21 protein-coding genes and 3 tRNA genes are annotated in these 16,259 nt (G+C 69.3%); 4 read left to right on the top strand and 20 right to left on the bottom strand.

Annotation, left to right across the window (positions count from 1 at the left end):
• The first annotated feature begins 23 nt into the window (after window positions 1-23).
• Window positions 24-779: a nucleoside triphosphate pyrophosphohydrolase gene (mazG, locus tag HY049_19240; protein ID MBI3451034.1), complete on the top strand. Its 756-nt coding sequence runs from the start codon at window positions 24-26 to the stop codon at window positions 777-779.
• Here the strand turns inward: mazG and HY049_19235 are convergent.
• Genes HY049_19235 through murJ form a run of 5 tightly spaced genes read right to left on the bottom strand, consistent with a single transcriptional unit; the run spans window position 758 to window position 5,951 of the window.
• Window positions 758-1,741 carry an acetyl-CoA carboxylase carboxyltransferase subunit alpha gene (locus HY049_19235; protein ID MBI3451033.1) on the bottom strand — a complete coding sequence of 328 codons (984 nt, stop codon included), beginning with the start codon at window positions 1,739-1,741 and terminating at the stop codon, window positions 758-760. The genes mazG and HY049_19235 overlap by 22 nt on opposite strands.
• 38 nt (window positions 1,742-1,779) lie before the next feature.
• Complete coding sequence (locus HY049_19230; protein ID MBI3451032.1) at window positions 1,780-3,021, bottom strand: CCA tRNA nucleotidyltransferase; 1,242 nt, start codon at window positions 3,019-3,021, stop codon at window positions 1,780-1,782.
• A 1-nt stretch (window position 3,022) separates the two neighbouring features.
• Complete coding sequence (xerD, locus tag HY049_19225) at window positions 3,023-3,910, bottom strand: site-specific tyrosine recombinase XerD (GenBank protein ID MBI3451031.1); 888 nt, start codon at window positions 3,908-3,910, stop codon at window positions 3,023-3,025.
• A complete protein-coding gene (locus HY049_19220) occupies window positions 3,907-4,371 on the bottom strand; it encodes a D-tyrosyl-tRNA(Tyr) deacylase (GenBank protein ID MBI3451030.1) in 465 nt (154 codons plus the stop codon). The genes xerD and HY049_19220 overlap by 4 nt, the downstream gene beginning before the upstream one ends.
• Window positions 4,368-5,951: a murein biosynthesis integral membrane protein MurJ gene (gene murJ / locus HY049_19215; protein MBI3451029.1), complete on the bottom strand. Its 1,584-nt coding sequence runs from the start codon at window positions 5,949-5,951 to the stop codon at window positions 4,368-4,370. The genes HY049_19220 and murJ overlap by 4 nt, the downstream gene beginning before the upstream one ends.
• A gap of 131 nt (window positions 5,952-6,082) precedes the next feature.
• Between murJ and HY049_19210 the strand changes: the two genes are divergently transcribed.
• Window positions 6,083-6,526, top strand: a complete 444-nt coding sequence (locus tag HY049_19210; protein MBI3451028.1) for a single-stranded DNA-binding protein — start codon at window positions 6,083-6,085, stop codon at window positions 6,524-6,526.
• Here the strand turns inward: HY049_19210 and HY049_19205 are convergent.
• A complete protein-coding gene (locus HY049_19205) occupies window positions 6,523-7,254 on the bottom strand; it encodes a tetratricopeptide repeat protein (GenBank protein MBI3451027.1) in 732 nt (243 codons plus the stop codon). The two genes, HY049_19210 and HY049_19205, sit on opposite strands and share 4 nt — an antisense overlap.
• A gap of 85 nt (window positions 7,255-7,339) precedes the next feature.
• Window positions 7,340-7,416 (bottom strand) — tRNA-Arg (locus HY049_19200).
• A 118-nt stretch (window positions 7,417-7,534) separates the two neighbouring features.
• Here HY049_19200 and HY049_19195 point away from each other — a divergent pair.
• Window positions 7,535-8,110, top strand: a complete 576-nt coding sequence (locus HY049_19195; protein ID MBI3451026.1) for an elongation factor P — start codon at window positions 7,535-7,537, stop codon at window positions 8,108-8,110.
• An 8-nt stretch (window positions 8,111-8,118) separates the two neighbouring features.
• Here HY049_19195 and HY049_19190 read toward each other — a convergent pair whose 3' ends face one another.
• From HY049_19190 to surE, 7 genes are all read right to left on the bottom strand, one after another.
• The gene (locus tag HY049_19190; GenBank protein ID MBI3451025.1) at window positions 8,119-8,643 is read right to left on the bottom strand and encodes an adenine phosphoribosyltransferase; all 525 of its coding nucleotides are present in this window, start codon (window positions 8,641-8,643) and stop codon (window positions 8,119-8,121) included.
• Window positions 8,643-8,927, bottom strand: a complete 285-nt coding sequence (locus HY049_19185) for an acylphosphatase (GenBank protein MBI3451024.1) — start codon at window positions 8,925-8,927, stop codon at window positions 8,643-8,645. The genes HY049_19190 and HY049_19185 overlap by 1 nt, the downstream gene beginning before the upstream one ends.
• A complete protein-coding gene (locus HY049_19180; protein MBI3451023.1) occupies window positions 8,924-9,526 on the bottom strand; it encodes a hypothetical protein in 603 nt (200 codons plus the stop codon). The genes HY049_19185 and HY049_19180 overlap by 4 nt, the downstream gene beginning before the upstream one ends.
• Entirely contained in the window at window positions 9,523-10,221 is a 699-nt protein-coding gene (locus tag HY049_19175; protein MBI3451022.1) for a response regulator, read from the bottom strand. Before HY049_19175 ends, HY049_19180 begins: the two co-directional genes overlap by 4 nt.
• A 75-nt stretch (window positions 10,222-10,296) precedes the next feature.
• Window positions 10,297-10,373, bottom strand: a tRNA-Pro gene (locus HY049_19170).
• A 73-nt stretch (window positions 10,374-10,446) separates the two neighbouring features.
• On the bottom strand, window positions 10,447-11,130 hold the full coding sequence (locus tag HY049_19165; GenBank protein MBI3451021.1) for a protein-L-isoaspartate(D-aspartate) O-methyltransferase: 684 nt from the start codon (window positions 11,128-11,130) through the stop codon (window positions 10,447-10,449).
• A complete protein-coding gene (surE, locus tag HY049_19160) occupies window positions 11,127-11,918 on the bottom strand; it encodes a 5'/3'-nucleotidase SurE (GenBank protein ID MBI3451020.1) in 792 nt (263 codons plus the stop codon). The genes HY049_19165 and surE overlap by 4 nt, the downstream gene beginning before the upstream one ends.
• Before the next feature lie 143 nt (window positions 11,919-12,061).
• Here surE and HY049_19155 point away from each other — a divergent pair, with 143 nt between their 5' ends.
• Complete coding sequence (locus HY049_19155) at window positions 12,062-12,730, top strand: hypothetical protein (protein ID MBI3451019.1); 669 nt, start codon at window positions 12,062-12,064, stop codon at window positions 12,728-12,730.
• Between the two features lie 13 nt (window positions 12,731-12,743).
• Here the strand turns inward: HY049_19155 and HY049_19150 are convergent.
• The 6 genes from HY049_19150 to HY049_19125 form a co-directional block, all read right to left on the bottom strand.
• Window positions 12,744-12,820: transfer RNA gene (locus HY049_19150), tRNA-Pro, on the bottom strand.
• Between the two features lie 112 nt (window positions 12,821-12,932).
• Window positions 12,933-13,361, bottom strand: a complete 429-nt coding sequence (locus tag HY049_19145; protein MBI3451018.1) for a MerR family transcriptional regulator — start codon at window positions 13,359-13,361, stop codon at window positions 12,933-12,935.
• 39 nt (window positions 13,362-13,400) lie between these two features.
• Window positions 13,401-13,745 carry a cupin domain-containing protein gene (locus HY049_19140; GenBank protein MBI3451017.1) on the bottom strand — a complete coding sequence of 115 codons (345 nt, stop codon included), beginning with the start codon at window positions 13,743-13,745 and terminating at the stop codon, window positions 13,401-13,403.
• 18 nt (window positions 13,746-13,763) lie between these two features.
• Window positions 13,764-15,542, bottom strand: coding sequence for a phosphoenolpyruvate--protein phosphotransferase (ptsP, locus tag HY049_19135; GenBank protein ID MBI3451016.1), 1,779 nt, complete (start codon window positions 15,540-15,542; stop codon window positions 13,764-13,766).
• Window positions 15,539-15,808, bottom strand: a complete 270-nt coding sequence (locus tag HY049_19130) for an HPr family phosphocarrier protein (protein MBI3451015.1) — start codon at window positions 15,806-15,808, stop codon at window positions 15,539-15,541. The genes ptsP and HY049_19130 overlap by 4 nt, the downstream gene beginning before the upstream one ends.
• Entirely contained in the window at window positions 15,805-16,257 is a 453-nt protein-coding gene (locus HY049_19125; GenBank protein ID MBI3451014.1) for a PTS sugar transporter subunit IIA, read from the bottom strand. The genes HY049_19130 and HY049_19125 overlap by 4 nt, the downstream gene beginning before the upstream one ends.
• Window positions 16,258-16,259 lie beyond the last annotated feature (2 nt).

Below are 16,259 nucleotides of genomic sequence, written 5' to 3'. Positions count from 1 at the left end.
GCTTCGACAGGCTCGTGCAGCTCATGGCAAGGCTCCGGGCGCCGGACGGCTGCCCGTGGGATCGCGAGCAGACCCTCGAGAGCCTGAGGACCTATCTGCTCGAGGAGACCTACGAGACGATCGACGCCATCGACGGCGGGGATCCGAAGCTGCTCCGTGAGGAGCTGGGGGATCTCCTCCTCCAGGTCGTCTTCCTTTCGCAGATCTGCGCGGAGAAGAAGCTCTTCGCGATCGACGACGTCGCCGCCGGGATCCACGACAAGCTGGTCCGGAGGCACCCGCACGTCTTCGGCGGCGAGAAGGCGGACGGCGCCCGCGAGGCGATCGGGCGATGGGAGCAGATCAAGAACGAGGAGCGCGAGGCCGCGGGGGCGCGGAGCGTCCTCTCCGGTGTCCCGCGCGCGCTCCCCGCCCTATTGCGCGCCTTCCGAATCGCGAACAAGGCCTCGATGGTCGGGTTCGACTGGGAGAGCGCCGCGGAGTCGCTGGCGAAGGTCGAGGAGGAGACGCGCGAGCTCCGCCAGGCCCTCGAGGAAAAGAGCCCGGCCGCCACGGCCGAGGAGCTCGGCGACCTGCTCTTCGCCGTCGCCAACGCGGGGCGCCTCGCCGGCATCGATCCCGAGACGGCGCTGCAGGCCGCGAACGACAAGTTCACGCGTCGGTTCGCGGCCGTCGAGGAGGGGCTGCGCGACCGGGGGCTGAAGCCCTCCGCCGAGCATCGGGATCTGATGGAACGCCTGTGGGAGGAAGCGAAGGGTCAGTCGAGGGGGGCGAGGTAGGCTCCCATCCTCCGGAACTTCTCGTGGCGGTGCTCCACGATCTCACCTGGTTTCAAGCGCCTCAGCGCCGCGAGGTGCCTCGAGATGAACTCGTCGAGGATGCGCGCGCTCCCCTGATGATCGATGTGGGCCCCGCCGGGGACCTCGGGGATGATGTCGTCGATCACGTCGAGGGATTTCAGATCCTGCGCGGTGTAGTGGAGGTTCTTCGCGGCCTCCATCTTGAAGCGCTGCTGGTCCTTCCAGAGGATGGCCGCGCATCCTTCCGGCGAGATCACGGAGTAGATGGAGTGCTCCAGCATGTTGACGACGTTTCCCACGGCGATCGCCAGCGCGCCGCCGCTTCCCCCCTCGCCGGTGATCGTCACGAGGACGGGAACCGCGAGCTTTGACATCTCGCGCAGGTTCACCGCGATCGCCTCCGCCTGACCTCTCGACTCGGCGTCGACCCCGGGGAACGCCCCCGGGGTGTCCACGAAGCAGAGGATGGGGCGCCCGAACTTCTCGGCCAGCTTCATGATGCGGAGCGCTTTGCGGTACCCCTCGGGGCGTGGCTGCCCGAAGTTCCGGTGGATGTTCTCCTTGGTGTTGTGCCCCTTCTGGTGCCCGACGATCGCGACGGGCGCGCCGTGATAGACGGCCCATCCCGTGACGATCGCCGCGTCGTCGCCGAACCGGCGATCGCCGTGAAGCTCGACGAAGTCCTCGAAGAGGAACGGGACGTAGTCGAGGGTGTAGGGGCGCCGGGGATGCCGCGCGACGAGGGTCTTCTGCCACGGCGTGAGATGGGAGTAGATCTCGGTCCTGAGCACCGCGAGCCGCGCGCGAAGCCGGGCCGTCTCCTCCTGCGACTGCCGCGTCGCGGGGTAGCCGGAGAGCTCGTCGAGGCGCCGCTCGATCTCGAGGATGGGTTCCTCGAAGGCGCTCTCTTCGGTGGAATGGCCGTTCGGTGAGCGTGCCATGAAAGGACTCACAGGCTAGCAGAGCCGGAAAAACCGTGTCAAGAACGGCGCTGGATGCGGCGCCGCTCGTCGCGCGCCGTCCGAATTCTTCCCTCGAACCTCTCCCGGCGCAGTCTCTCGAGAATCCGCCCGACGCGAGGGCCCTCCGGAATTCCCTCGGCCAGGATGTCCTCGGCGCAGAGCCTCGGGGTCGCCTCGCGCCACGACCGCCCGAGAGCCCTCACGCGCGCCGCCGCGGACGGCGAGGCCGCAGCCGTCGTCGTCAGGAGGGCGAGCGGAGACCACCCGGCGACTTCCGCCGCGTCACGGTACGCGCCCCTCATGCGGGAAGCCCGCGCGGGCGCGGCGGCCGCGGCGAGAAGGACGCGGCGAGTCCGCCCCGCGAGGGCGAGACGGTCGAGGAGCTTCGCGCGATCCCGCACGCCCAGGGACGAGGCGGCGAGCGCGAGCATGAACTCGGAGCTTTCGGCGACGACCGAGGCCTTGCGGAGGCGCTCGCCGTGCCGGATCGATCGGGAGAGGCGGCCGCGCCATCGAAGGCGCGGGTGGAGGGCCGTCAGGAGCCCCCAGGTCGACAGCCGCGCGAAGACGGCGCCGGGGTCCCGTTCCAGCCAGACCCTTGCGATCTCGCGGGCAAGCCGCTCAGCTCCGAGCCTCGAGAGGGCCCGCCGCGCCGAGGGGGACCTCAGGGCTCGCCTCAACGAGGAGTCGGGTCGCAGGCCGAGCCTGGCCGCGTAGCGCGCACCGCGGAACGCGCGCGTCGGATCGTCGACGAGGCTCGCCGGGTGGAGGAGCCGGAGCCGCCCCGTCGTCAGATCGGACAGCCCCCCGAAAGGATCGAGGAGCCCGCCCGCGTCCGGACCCGTCAAAGGGATCGCCATCGCGTTCATCGTGAAGTCGCGCCGCGCGAGATCGACCTCGATGGGCGCCGCCTCCACGTCGGGGAGGGCGGCCGGCCGCGCGTAGGTCTCGGCCCTGGCCATCGCGATGTCGATCTGCGGACATCCCGGAGCGACGATGCGCGATGTTCCGAATCTTGTCGGGGCGGAGGCCCGGACTCCGAGCCGGGAGGCCAGCCTCGCGGCGAAGGCGCCCGCGTCTCCCGTCACGACGAGATCGATGTCGCGCAGCCCGACTCCGAGGGCGAGATCCCGCACGCAGCCGCCGACGAGATACACCCTGGCGGTGGGATCGGGGGACTCCTCGCGCGCGAGGCGCAGCACCCGCCTCGATCGCCGATCCCGGATCCCTGAGAGCAGGTGAAACCTCGCGGGCTTCATCTCAGGCCCGGGGGTGGTGCGCGCGGTAGATCTTCCGCAGCCGCTCGCGGTTGACGTGCGTGTAGATCTGAGTCGTCGAGATGTCGGCGTGCCCGAGCATCTTCTGCACCGCCCGCAGGTCGGCGCCGTTCTCGAGGAGGTGCGTCGCGAAGGAGTGCCGCAGGACGTGGGGGCTGAGGCGGCCGCGCACGCCCGACTGAGCCGCGTAGCGGCTCAACCGGATCCAGAAAGCCTGCCGCGTCATCGACGTCCCCCTGTTCTGGACGAAGAGGCTCGGCGAGATTCTCTCCCCCAGGATTCGAGGGCGCCCCGACGCGATGTACTCGCTCACCTTCACGCGCGCCTGCGAGCCGACCGGGACGATGCGCTCGCGCGATCCCTTCCCCCGGCAGAGGAGGTATCCGAGATCGAGATGGAGATCGTCGACGCGGAGGGAGATGAGCTCGCTCACGCGGAGCCCCGTGGCGTAGAGGATCTCGATCATCGCGGCGTCCCGCAGGCCGAGGGGCGTCGAGGCGTCGGGGGCCCTCAGGATCTTCTCGATCTCCGAGGGGGGGAGCGCCTTCGGGAGGCTCCTCTCCACCCGCGGCCCCTCGATCTCGCCCGTGGGATCCTCACGGGTGAGTCCCTCCTGCTTGAGGAATCGGAAGAAGACGCGAAGCGTCGCGAGGGACCGCGAGATGGACCGGGGCGACAGGCCCCTGAGACGCAGCTCGCGCAGATAGTCCTGCACGTCCGCCCGGCGCACCGCTCCCGGCTTCCGGCGTCCCATCTTGGTCACCCAGTCCATGAACGCGGCGAGATCGCGCCCGTACGCGAGAAGGGTGTTCGGCGCGAGCCCCCTCTCGACCGTCAGGTAGTTCAGGAACGCGGCGGCCGAGGTCTTCACGGCCCGAACGCCCCCTCGCCGTCCGACTCGAGCCAGAAGGTCACCGGCCCGTCGTTGACCAGCTCGACCGCCATCGCCGCGCCGAAGACCCCCGTCGCCACCTTCAGCCCGCGGGCGGCGAGCGCCGATCCCAGGGCGGCGCACATCGGGGCGGCCGTCTCAGGTGGCGCCGCCCTATCGAACGACGGCCGTCTCCCCCGCCGCAGCGAGGCCGCGAGCGTGAACTGCGAGACGAGCAGGATCTCCCCGCCGGCGTCCCCGGTCGAGAGATCCATCTTCGCGCCCCCGGGACCCGGAAAGATGCGGAGCCCCGCGATCTTGTCCGCGGCCGCGGTCACGAGCCCGTCGGGGTCGCCGCGCTCGACGGCGACGAAGACGAGGAGCCCGCGCCCGATCGACGCGACCTCGCTTCCCGAGACCCTCACCTCGGCCCGCGACACGACCTGCAACAACATTTTCACGGCGCTTCCCGGAGCGCGCCGCGCCGCAGGGGGTTCATCGACGAGAGGATCGTCGCGGGCTCCCGGCGCCCGAGCGCGAAGCAGGTCCCGAAGTAGACCCCCGCGCCGACGAGGAGCGTGGCCACGAGCGCGATCGCCCTCCCCTGCGGCAGCCCGACGCACCACGGGGCGAGGCGCGCCAGAAGGGGTTGGCACAGCGCCGCCATCAGGATCGCGGCGGCGCCGAACGTCGCGACCGGCAGGATGAAGCTCCGCAAGAGCGGCAGCCCGACCTTGCGGCGGAACGCGAGGATGAGGAGCGTCATGTCCATCGTTGCCGTGATCGAGTCCGAGAGGGCGATCCCGCCGATCCCCATCCGGCTCGAGAGGATGCTGCACAGGACGATGTGCGTGCACAGCGTGATCGTGGCGAGCTTCACCGGCGTGCGCGTGTCCTTGCGCGCGTAGAACGCGGGGGCGACGACCTTGATCCCCCCGAACGCGAAGAGCCCCATCGCGTAGTACAGGAGCGCGGTCGACGTGATCGTGACGGCCGCGGCGTCGAACGCTCCGCGCTCGAAGAGGACCGAGATGATCTCCCGTCGCAGCACGATCAGTCCCGCCATCGCCGGCACCGTGACGAAGGCGACGAGCCTCAGGCCGAAGAGCAGCGTTGAGCGCATCTCGTCGATCTCCCCCGCGGCGGCGCGCCGCGAGAGCGCCGGGAGGATGACGGTGGAGACCGAGATCGCGAACGAGCCGAGCGCCAGCTCGTTGACGCGGCCCGCGTAGTAGAGCGCGGAGACCGGCCCATCGCCGAGGAACGACGCGAACCGGGAATCGACCAGGAAGATGATCTGCGAGATCCCGAGGCCGAACAGCCCCGGCAGCATCAACCGGCCCACCTGCCGGACCCCGGGGTGCGTGAAGCTGAACCTCCACGTCGGCCGGAAGCCGCGCTTCCAGAGCGCGGGGAGCTGCAATCCGATCTGGAGCGCCCCCCCGACGAGGACTCCCGCGGCGAAGACGTAGGCGGGGTGCTCGGAGTGGCGCGCGAAGAGCACGGCGGCCCCGATGACGGTCAGGTTCAGGAAGATGGGCGTCGATGCCGGCAGGGCGAAGACGCCGAGCGTGTTGAGCGTGGCCATCGCGAGCGCGGCGAGGCCGATGAAGAAGAGGTACGGGAACATGAAGCGGTTGAGGGAGACGGTCAGCTCCCACTTCCCCCCCGTCCCGGTGAACCCTGCGGCCAGGAGCTTTACCAGTAGCGGCGACAGGAGCATGCCCGCGACCGTCAGCGCGGCGAGAACGACGGCGAGCGTCGTGAAGGCGAGAGCCGCGAACTCCCACAGCTCCTCTTTCTTCTTTCCGTGAGCGTATTCGGAGAGGGTGGGGACGAACGCGGCGGTCATCGTCCCCTCCCCGACGAGGCGCCTCAGGAGGTTGGGGATGCGAAAGGCCACGATGAACGCGTCGGACGCGTCGGTCGCGCCGAGCACCTGCGCGAGGATGTTGTCGCGGGCGTAGCCGGTGATGCGGCTCACGAACGTGAGAAAGGCCATCAGGCTCGCCGAGCGCACGATTCTCTCGTGGGAATCCATCACTCGCTCCGCCTCGGCACCGGGGCCGCGTCCGTCTTGACACGACGGGCGCGTATGATAGTCTCGCCGCTTCCGCCCGTCACGAACGTTCGATCGACTCATCGCTCCCCTGCACGGGAGAATCCAGGGATATGGGAAGCGTCAACAAGGTCATTCTCGTCGGCAACGTGGGCCGCGATCCTGAGCTGCGCTACACCCCCGGCGGCGCCGCCGTCGCGCAGTTCAGCATGGCGACGACGGAGAACTGGACGGCCAAGACAGGGGAAAAGCAGGAGCGGACGGAGTGGCACCGCATCGTCGTCTGGGGGAAGATGGCCGAGATCGTCAACCAGTACGTCAAGAAGGGACGCCAGGTGTACGTGGAGGGCGCCCTCCAGACGCGGCAATGGGACGATCGCAACGGGCAGAAGCGGACCACGACCGAGGTCAAGGCCCTTCAGGTGGTCTTCCTGGGAAGCGGTGGTGGCGGAGGCGCCTCGCGGACGGCCTCACCCGCGGCCGAGCAGCCGGGACCGGGTCCTGACGACGCCCCGCCGGGCGACGCGTCGTTCCCGGAAGAAGACATCCCCTTCTAGCTTGCGCCCTTGAGCTCCTGGAGCTTCTGGTTCGCCTTTCCTGCGAGGGGCGATTCGGGGTACACGTCCAGGATCTTCTGGTAGGCGGTGATCGCCTCCTGCTTCTTCCCGAGAGCGGCCAGGCAGCGCGCCTGATCGGCGAGGGCCAGCTCGGGGGGAAAGCTCTTCCCAGACTTCTCCGCGGCGGCGGCGTAGGTGTCGGCGGCCTTCTGGAGGTTCCCCCGCGCCTCCTCGATGCGCCCTGCGAGAAGGTTCGAGAGATCCCCGAGCAGCGTTCCTGGCGCTCCGCCCAGCACCGGCGCGAGCGCGGTCGCGGCCTCGTCCTTGCGCCCGAGGTCGAGGAGCGCCGACGCGCGGTGGTAGCGGGCCCAGTCCGCCGCCTCGCCCGAGGAGGATGCGGCGAGCAGCCTGTCGGCGGCCGCGACGATGCGGGTGCTCCGCTCCTGCGACGTCTGAAGGGCTCCCGGCGCCGCCCCTGGCTCCCCCGCGATCGGCGTTCGCGCGATCTTCTGGACGTCGCCGAGCCTCGTGTAGGCCTCGTCCGCCTTCGAGCGCTGCCACGCGGAGATCCCGAGGCCTGCGGCGACCACCACCACCACTCCGATGAGCCCCGCGACCACGGCGCGGCGGTTCGACTCGATCCACATCGTGGCGTGGCTCACCCACGAGACGAACTCGTCCTGCTTCAGCATCTCGTGGCGCGTCAGGTGCTTTCGACCGGTGGGCAAGGACTCTCCTCGAGGACGGCGGCTCGCCGGAAAAGGGGCAGCGTAACGACGGTCTCCGTCGCTGTCAATCGCGGCGTGCCGGGAGTGGTGCGCCTGGGGTGACTCGAACACCCGGCCTACGGATTAGGAATCCGCCGCTCTGTCCAGCTGAGCTACAGGCGCGCCCGCGCGGCACGGTATAACGAGGCGTCCGGGCAAGGCAAGAAAGCGCGGGGGGCGTGAGCCGCGGGCCGCGGGCGTGTTGTACACTCACGAACCACACGGGAGGCCCGACGACGCGATGATCGCAACCTCGGATTTCAAGAGGGGCGCCAGGATCCTTCTCGACGGCGATCCCTTCGAGATCATGGACTACACCGTCCAGAGCCCCTCGGCTCGCGGCTCCGCCACGCTCGTGAAGGCGCGCGTCCGCAACGTGCTCACGCGCGCGGTCTTCGATCGCACGTTCAAGTCCGGTGAGAAGTTCGTCGAGCCCGATCTCGAGATCCGGCCCGTCCAGTTCCTCTACCGGGAGGGGGACGACCTCCACTTCATGGATCAGGCGAGCTACGACCAGTTCCAGCTCGCGGCCGGGGGCCTCGCCGGCGCCGACCGGTACCTCGCCGACGGCGCGTCGCTCCGCTCGGTCTCCTTCAACGGGTCGGTCGTCGGCATCGAGCTCCCGCAGTTCATGGAGTTCGACGTCGCCGACACGGAGCCTGCGGTCCGGGGCGACACCGCGGCCGGCAAGGTCATGAAGGAGGCGAAGATCTCGACGGGCGCGACGGTGAAGGTGCCGCTCTACATCGAGAACGGCGAGCGGATCATCGTGGCGACGGAGACGGGCGAGTTCGTGAAGCGCGCGCAGAAACCCTGACGCGCCGGTCAGTAGCGGACGAGGCTCCGGACCGGAATCCCGTCGAGCCGGTCGCGCCCCTTCAGGAACGTCAGCTCCACCACGAACGTCACGGCGACGATTCGGCCACCCTGTCCCCGCACCAGGGCCGCGGCCGCCGAGGCGGTGCCGCCGGTCGCGAGGAGATCGTCGACGATCAGCACCTTCGACCCCGGGCGCACGGCGTCCACGTGCATCTCCAGCGTGTCGGTGCCGTACTCGAGCGCGTACGACTGCCGGACCGTGCGGTAAGGGAGCTTCCCCGGCTTGCGGATGGGGACGAACCCCGCGCGAAGGCGCCCCGCCAGCGACGCCCCGAAGATGAACCCCCGCGACTCCACCGCGGCCACCGCGTCGATGCCATCCAGGGCGTGCGGCTCGGCGAGCCCGGCGATCGTCGCGTCGAAGAGCGCGGCATCGGCCAGGAGCGGCGTGATGTCCTTGAAGAGAATTCCCTTCTTCGGAAAGTCCGGGACGTCCCGGATGATACCCTTGAGCCGCTCCTCGAGATTCATCAGAACTCCTCCCCGTCCGTCACGCGGAATCCGCGAAACGTGCCGGCCGGCGTCTCGACGGTCTCGGTGATCGCGGCGACCGCCGCGTGGCGCGGACCGGCCGAAAGATCGCGCCGGAACTCCTCGACGGCATCCGGCTCCCCTTCCGCGAGGACCTCGACGCTGCCGTCCGGGAGGTTTCGCACCCAGCCATCGACACGGCGCCGCGCCGCGGCCCGCTCGGCGAACATGCGATAGCCGACCCCCTGGACCGTCCCCACGATGCGGAATCTCCGGGCGATCACTTCAGGGCGTCGTCGAACCGGGCGAAGAAATAGTCCTCGATCTTCCCGTTCGAGTACCGCTCCGCGCGCAGCTTGCGGGCGTTGAGGAGATCGTGCGCGTTCTCCTCGATGTAGGCGCGCACGCTCACGCTCGTCCCCCCCTTCGCCTTCTCCACCTGGACATCGATCGAGAACCACCCCTGGTTGAGGTGGATGATCTGGTAGACGGGCCGCTCGCGCGTGAACCTCGGCGGCGGCATCGCGACGTCGTAGAACCGGGCGGACTGGAACAGGATGAGCCTGGTCTTGACGGCGCCCGCCGCCTCATCCGCGCTCTCGACGGGAACCTCCGCGGCGGCGAGCGCCGCCTGGATCGCCGCCCAGACTTTCGCCGGCCTGGCGTCGTAGAGCTTCGTCTTCGCGGGGGGCCTCTCCCCTTCCGCGTAAGCCGACGGAGGGAGGATCTTCGGCGGCTCGACCGATTGGCCGTCGGGTGAGTTCGGATCGGGCTCGGCGGGCTGCGCGCCGCTCCCCCCCTCCTGGCGCGCGAAGCTCACCGCCAAGGCGGCGCAGCCGAGGGCCACGACCAGAATCCCCGTCACGGCATCGCGCGATCTCATCGCCCGACCTCCTGAATCACGAATCGCCTGACCCGATCGACGAGCCCGGCCTCCGGCGCGACGAACCTCAATCCGACGCCGTACCGGCCGCTGTCCTTGAGGCGCGCGACGCGCACGACTTGCGAGTCGACGACGATCGGGGTCTTCTCGCCCGGCAGGCTGAAGGTGACGCGCACCGACGCGCCGGTCTCGACCGGGTCGAGCGTCTCGACGTAGATCCCCCCCTCGCTGATGTCCTCCGAGTATCCGGAGAGGGAGACGGAATCGGCGCCGAGCCCGAGGGAGACGTCCATGCTGACGCGCGTGCGCAGATGCACCCGGTACGGGATCTGGAGGATCTTGACGACCTTGTCGAGGAGCTCGCGGCCGCTCACCGGCTTCGTCACGAAATCGGTGCACCCCGCCTTCAGGCAGCGCTCCTGGACCTCCCGGCTGCGGTTGGCGGTGACGATCAGCACCGGGATGTGCTTCGTCGCCTCGTTCTCCTTGATGCGCCGGCAGACGGCGTCGCCGTTCATGCCCGGCATCTCGTAGTCGAGGAGGACGATGTGCGGCTTCTCTTCGTTGACGATCCGGAGCGCCTCGTCACCGGCCGTTGCGGTGAGGATCGAGCATCCCGCCCGCTCGAAGAACGGACGCTCGAACTCGATGAACAGTCGCACGTCGTCGACGAGCAGGACCTTGATGGAGGACATTCGCGGCACCCGAAAGACTGCGTGTCAACATGGCACATGGCCACGGGCAAGGCAACGCGACGGGAGTGCCGGAATTGGTCGGGACGAGAGGATTTGAACCTCCGGCCCCCTGCTCCCGAAGCAGGTGCGCTACCAGGCTGCGCTACGTCCCGACCCGGGACCCTTGACGGCGCCGGGATGGATCGGCCGCCAAGAATCGGAAGCTACCGGATGCCCCGGGGAGAGTCAAGGCGCCTGAGGCTCCTCCGGCCACCCCTCCTCGCCGATCAGCGGAACGAAGGCGCACGGCTCGTCGCGCCTCTCGACGTACCCGGACGCCGAGCGCGTGACGCACGTCAGCACCTGGTTGCGGGCGTCCCCCACCGGGACGACGAGCCGCCCGCCGACCCTCAACTGCGCGATCAGCGAGGGGGGCGTCGCCGGGGCCGCCGCCGCCACGAGGATGCCGTCGAAGGGCCCCCGGTCGGCCCACCCGACGGAGCCATCTCCCACGCGGATCTCGACGTTGTCGAAGCCGAGCCAGCGAAGATTGCTGATCGCGCGCTCGGCGAGCTCGGGGATGCGCTCGAGCGAGACCACCCGCTTCACCATGCGCGCGAGGAGCGCGGTCTGGTACCCCGTGCCTCCCCCGACCTCGAGCACGACGTCGGTGCGCAGCGGAGCGAGGAGCTCCGTCATGCGCGCCGCGATGTAGGGCTGGGAGATCGTCTGGCCGTAGCCGATCGGGAGCGCGCTGTCGGCGTACGCGCGGCCGCGAAGGGCTTCCTCGACGAAGATCTCGCGCGGGATCTCGCGCATCGCCTCGAGGACCAGCGGCTCGCGGACACCGCGCGGGATGATCTGGCGATCGACCATCTTCCCCCGGCGGATCTCGTAGAGCCCGGAGTCGTCCGGGGAGCCGAAGGTCATCGCCGGCGCCCGGGGGTCGGCGTCACGTCCTCGACGGCGGGGGCGTCGCCGCCCGGAACGGGCAGCTTCCACCCCGAGACCCCCGCGATCGCGGCCTCGTCGGTGAGGTCGATGCGGAGCGGCGTGATCGTGATGTTCCCCTCGCGGAAGGCGGTGATGTCGCTCCCGGGCTGGAGATCCCACTCGGGGTATCCCCCGATCCGGTAGAGCGTCGTCCCGTCGCCGTCCTCCTCCTTCGAGACGCCGTCGTGGTAGATGCGCTTCCCCTGCCGCGCCAGGACCACCCCCCGGATCTTGCGGGCCGGGACGTTGACGTTCAAATAGACGTCGGGAGGGAGCCCCTCGTCGAGGATCCTTCGCGCGAGCGTCGCGGCGAACTCGGCGGCGCGCTCGTAGTGCATCGGCTGCGATCGCTCCTGCGAGATCGCGAAGCTCGGACACCTCAGAAGCGTCCCCTCGAGCGCCGCGGCCACGGTCCCGGAGTACGTGATGTCGTCGCCGAGGTTGATCCCCCAGTTGATGCCGCTCACGACGAGATCGATGTCGCGGCCGACGAGCTGATAGATCGCGAGGTAGACGCAGTCGGTGGGGGTGCCGTCCACGGCCCACGTTCTCTCGGCGAGGCGCGTCGCCCGGAGCGGCCTCGTCAGCGTGAGGGCGTGCGACGTCGCGCTCATCTCGCTCGCGGGGGCGACCGTCGTGACCTCCCCCAGGGGGCGCAGCGCCTCGGCGAGGGCCGCGAGGCCGGCGGCGTGCACGCCGTCGTCGTTCGTCACGAGGATCTTCATCGGCGCACAGGATACACCGCACGGGCGCGGGCGATCGTTCAATCGGTGAGCGAACGGAGAGGCGATCGTTTTCGATGGTGCGCTCCCGGATCCGGCCGTACATGGAGCCCGGTGTCCCTGCGCGACGACGAAGGAGCTTCCGCATGCGCGTGATGACGACGCTTGGATTGGCGCTCGTTCTGTTCGCTCCGTCCGGCTCGGCGCTCGCCGGCGAGGCGCGCGCGGACTTCGAGGACGCCTCGGGGCGCGTGCGCGCGCGGATCACGATCAACGACCCTGCCGGAGATGTCGGGCTCGATCACTTCGAGGCGTTCCACTTCGGGCTTCGCGCGGTCGAGAGGAGTCAGGGCGCCCTCAAGATGACCTCGGCGAGCCGGCGCTCGGTCTCGAAGCTCGATCGCTCGAAGCTCCTTCGCGCGGTCGACGGCTCGGGGCGCCTTCTCGTGAACTGGAGCGGCGTCACGGCGACGGTCCACATCGAGTCGGTGGGCCAGTGCATCGCGGGGATCTACGGCACCGTCGAGGGGACGATCGAGCGCGGCAAGAGCGGCTACGTCGTCGTCGAGAACACGATGTCGCACGTGTCGGTCCTGACGACTTTGCGAGGGGACGCGGATCTCTACGTCTACGACGGCGCCGGCACTTTGGTGTGCGCGAGCGAGATGACGAAGGTGGATCGGCTCCCCGACCAGTGCGCGTACCTGGCGTCGGACTGTGGGACCTATTACGTCCCGGTGAGCCTCGTCGAGGTGAGGGGCCTCAGAAGCCGGAACGACTTCCAGCTCACGATCTGGGCGGTCGACGCGATCTGAGGGCGGGAACACTTGGTCGGGACGAGAGGATTCGAACCTCCGACCCCTAGACCCCCAGTCTAGTGCGCTACCAGGCTGCGCCACGTCCCGACCCGGGCATCGGCGAGTCGCGTGGAGAAACCGCGTGCGCTCGGACCGATGGGAGGAAGATCGCCGGCGACTCTATCACCCTGCCGGAAACAGGGTCAAGGAAACCCGCGCGTCACTTGCGCGTGAGTAGATCCCTCACCGAGCGCAGCTCCTTCCGCAGCGCGCGGACCGTCTCGACGAGTCCGCGTTCGGCCTTCGCGACGGCGGGCGCCGGCTTCGCGCGAGCCTCGACGGCCTTCTCCCCCGCCGTGAACCCCTCCTCCTCGAGCCTCTTCCGCGCCCCCGGGATCGTGAACTCCTCGTCGTACAGGAGCCTCTTGATCCGCAGCACCAGGTCGACGTCGTGCTGCACGTAGATGCGCTGCCCCGCGCGGTTCTTCCGCGGGGCGAGCTGCGGAAACTCCGACTCCCAGAAGCGCAGCACGTACGGCTGCGTATCCGTCAGCTCGCAGACCTCGCCGATCTTGAGGAAGCGTCGATCGGGAGACGAACGCGGCGGAGGCGCTTGAGGCGGGGGACCATGGGCCTTCTTCGCTTCCATCCATCACCTCTCGGCGGAGCGTGAGCCGCTCTCAGGGCCTCATGATGGCACGCGGCCATAGGCATCTTCCAGCCGGACGACGTCGTCGAGGTGCGGCGTCGAGACCTCGAAGACGGTGCAGTCCTCGGTCGCCTCCATCCGGTGCTTCGTTCCGGGAGGGATGTGGTACGACTCCCCGGGCCCCAGGGGCTTCTCGACGAGCCGCCCCCCCTCCTCGGTCGTGAAGATCATCGAGCCCGAGTGGACGAGAATCGTCTCCTCTTTGACGTTGTGGTACTGCAACGACAGCTTCTGCCCCTTGCGGATGAAGAGGACCTTGCCCACGTAGTCCTTCGTGCGGGCCCAGATCAGCTCGTGTCCCCAGGGCTTCTCGACTCGCGTCACGATGCTTCTCCCGCGCGCTCAGCCGGCGCGCATGCCGGTCGCCGCCTCGACCGCCGCGCGGAGCTTCGGCTCGATCAGCGACGACGCGTACGCCTCGACGTCCCTCGCCGTCGCGAGGGTCATGATCTCGCCGACCATCGCGCGCGCGTCCTTCAGGCTGAGGCTCCTCACGGCCGCCTTCACGATGGGGATCGAGACGGCGTCCATCGAGAACTCCCGGAGCCCGAGACCCAGGAGGATCGGCACGGCGATCGGATCGGCCGCCATCTCGCCGCACATCGAGACCGGGATGCCGGCCCCGGCGGCGGCCTCGAGGGTGAAGCGGATGGTTCGCAGGATCGCGGGATGGAGCGGCCGGTAGAGATAGGAGACCGATTCGTTGCTGCGATCGATCGCGAGGGTGTACTGGATGAGATCGTTCGTGCCAATGCTGAAGAAGTCGGCCTCCCGCGCGAGGAGATCGGCGACGGCGGCGGCCGACGGCACCTCGATCATGATCCCCACCGGGATGGCGGGGTCGAAGGCGACTCCCTCTCTCGCGAGCTCCTCGCGCGCCTCGTCGAGGACCTCCTTCGCCTGCCGGAGCTCCTCCACCCCGGAGATCAGCGGGAACATGACGCGGATCTTCCCGTGGCGGCTGGCCCTGAGGATGCCGCGGAGCTGCGTCTTGAAGATGTCGCGGCGCATGAGGCAGAAGCGGATCGCGCGCATGCCGAGGACGGGGTTGTTCTCGTCCTTGTCGAGGACCGAGTGGAAGTACTTCTCCCCGCCGAGATCGAGGGTGCGGATCGTCGCGACCTCGGGCGCGCACCCCTCCGCGAGCGCCCTGTAGACCTGGTAGTGCTCCTCCTCGCTCGGGAGCTGGGGGGAGCGGTTCAGGAAGAGGAACTCGGAGCGGTACAGCCCGATGCCGCGCGCGCCGTGGCGCAGGGCGACCGAGAGCTGCTCGGGGAGCTCGATGTTGGCGTTGAGGAGCACCTCGCACCCGTCGAGGGTGACGGAGGCGGCCTCGCGGGAGTGCCTGAGCCTCTGCTCCTCCCCCTTGATGTAGTCGGAGCGGAGCCCGAGGTAGGCGTTCTTCTCGGCGACCCCGGGGTTGACGATGACCTCGCCCTTCGATCCGTCGACGACGACGAGATCTCCGGACTGCACGCGGCGGCTGAGATCGTGGAGGCCGACGACGGCCGGGATCGCGAGCGCCTTGGCGATGATCGCCGTGTGGGAGGTCTGCCCTCCCTTGTCGGTGGCGAAGGCGATGACGCGGCGCGACTTGAGGAGGGCGGTCTCCGACGGGGAGAGCCTCGTCGAGATGACGATGACGTCCTCGGACATCTCCGAGAGGTTGTGGTGATCGGATTGCCCGAGGAGGACCTTCTGGAGGCGATCCTGGACGTCCTCGATGTTGTCGACCCAGCGCTCGCGATCCTCGAGGTCCGCGAACGACGACGTCAACCGGGCGGTCTCCTCGTGGAGCGCCCACTCGGCGTTGATCTTCTCACGGCGGATCCGCTCCTCCGTGCTGCCGAGGAGCGTCTCGTCACGCACCATGAGGATCTGGGCCTCGAAGATCTTCCCCGCCGTCTCCCGGTGCTCCTTGGCGAACTTCGCCTGGAGCTTCTCGAGCTGCCCCCCGGCCTCGGCCACGGCCGAGCGGAAGCGCGCGACCTCGCGCTCCACGTCGGCGTCGCGGATCGGCACGCGGAAGACCGCCGGGCCCTGGGTCTCGAGGACCACGGCCTTCCCGAGCGCGATGCCCGGGCTCGCGCAGATTCCCTTGAGGTACGCCCTCTCCGTCACTGTCCCTCTCCAAACTTGCCGTCGACGAGCGCGGCGAGCGCACCCACGGCCTCCGACTCGTCCGGCCCGTCCGCCCGGAGCATCAGGCGGCTCCCCTGCGCGGCGGCGAGCATCAGGATCCCGAGAATCGATTTCCCGTCGACGTTCTGACCGTCGCGCGACAGGTTGATGCGCGCGCGAAACCTCGACGCCGCCTGGACGAACTTCGCGGCGGCGCGCGCGTGAAGGCCGAGCCTGTTGCTGATGACGATCTCCTTCTCGGTCATCGGGCCTCGTGCCGCCTCGGCTCGAGGGAGCCGGGGTGTCCCTCGTCGCGCGGCTTGAGCGACGCGGTGGCGATGCGGATGTGCTCCCGCGCCCCCGCCCACACCCCCTCGGCCGCCTCGGAGAGGCGGCACGGCTCCGCGCGGAGCTTGCAGAAACGGATCAGCATCGGCAGGTTCACGCCGGTGATGATCTCGACCTGGTCCTTCTCGAGGAACGACAGGCTCAGATTCGCGGGCGTGCCGCCGAACATGTCGGTCATGATCAGCACGCCGTCGTCCCCGCGGACGCGCGCCACGGCGTCCTGGATCTGCCGCCGCGCCGCGTCCACGTCCTCGTCCCATCCGATGGGAACCGACTCCAGCTTCTCGATCGGCCCCAGGATCCGGTTCGCCGCCCGGACCAGCTCCCGGGCGAGATCTCCATGCGTCACGACGAGCGCACCAATCACGA

Source organism: Acidobacteriota bacterium, from assembly GCA_016195325.1.
Taxonomy (GTDB): domain Bacteria; phylum Acidobacteriota; class Polarisedimenticolia; order JACPZX01; family JACPZX01; genus JACPZX01.
This window is presented reverse-complemented; position numbering and strand designations above follow the sequence as displayed.

Excerpts from the sequence above, each read along its gene's own strand:
- mazG (MBI3451034.1), top strand. The coding sequence starts at position 24 with ATGGCAAGGCTCCGGGCGCCGGACGGCTGCCCGTGGGATCGCGAGCAG.
- murJ (MBI3451029.1), bottom strand. The coding sequence starts at position 5,951 with ATGGATTCCCACGAGAGAATCGTGCGCTCGGCGAGCCTGATGGCCTTT.
- HY049_19190 (MBI3451025.1), bottom strand. The coding sequence starts at position 8,643 with ATGAATCTCGAGGAGCGGCTCAAGGGTATCATCCGGGACGTCCCGGAC.
- HY049_19145 (MBI3451018.1), bottom strand. The coding sequence starts at position 13,361 with ATGGAAGCGAAGAAGGCCCATGGTCCCCCGCCTCAAGCGCCTCCGCCG.
- HY049_19165 (MBI3451021.1), bottom strand. The coding sequence starts at position 11,130 with ATGACCTTCGGCTCCCCGGACGACTCCGGGCTCTACGAGATCCGCCGG.
- HY049_19155 (MBI3451019.1), top strand. The coding sequence starts at position 12,062 with ATGCGCGTGATGACGACGCTTGGATTGGCGCTCGTTCTGTTCGCTCCG.
- HY049_19175 (MBI3451022.1), bottom strand. The coding sequence starts at position 10,221 with ATGTCCTCCATCAAGGTCCTGCTCGTCGACGACGTGCGACTGTTCATC.
- HY049_19195 (MBI3451026.1), top strand. The coding sequence starts at position 7,535 with ATGATCGCAACCTCGGATTTCAAGAGGGGCGCCAGGATCCTTCTCGAC.
- surE (MBI3451020.1), bottom strand. The coding sequence starts at position 11,918 with ATGAAGATCCTCGTGACGAACGACGACGGCGTGCACGCCGCCGGCCTC.
- HY049_19235 (MBI3451033.1), bottom strand. The coding sequence starts at position 1,741 with ATGGCACGCTCACCGAACGGCCATTCCACCGAAGAGAGCGCCTTCGAG.
- HY049_19230 (MBI3451032.1), bottom strand. The coding sequence starts at position 3,021 with ATGAAGCCCGCGAGGTTTCACCTGCTCTCAGGGATCCGGGATCGGCGA.
- HY049_19130 (MBI3451015.1), bottom strand. The coding sequence starts at position 15,808 with ATGACCGAGAAGGAGATCGTCATCAGCAACAGGCTCGGCCTTCACGCG.
- HY049_19210 (MBI3451028.1), top strand. The coding sequence starts at position 6,083 with ATGGGAAGCGTCAACAAGGTCATTCTCGTCGGCAACGTGGGCCGCGAT.
- HY049_19180 (MBI3451023.1), bottom strand. The coding sequence starts at position 9,526 with ATGAGATCGCGCGATGCCGTGACGGGGATTCTGGTCGTGGCCCTCGGC.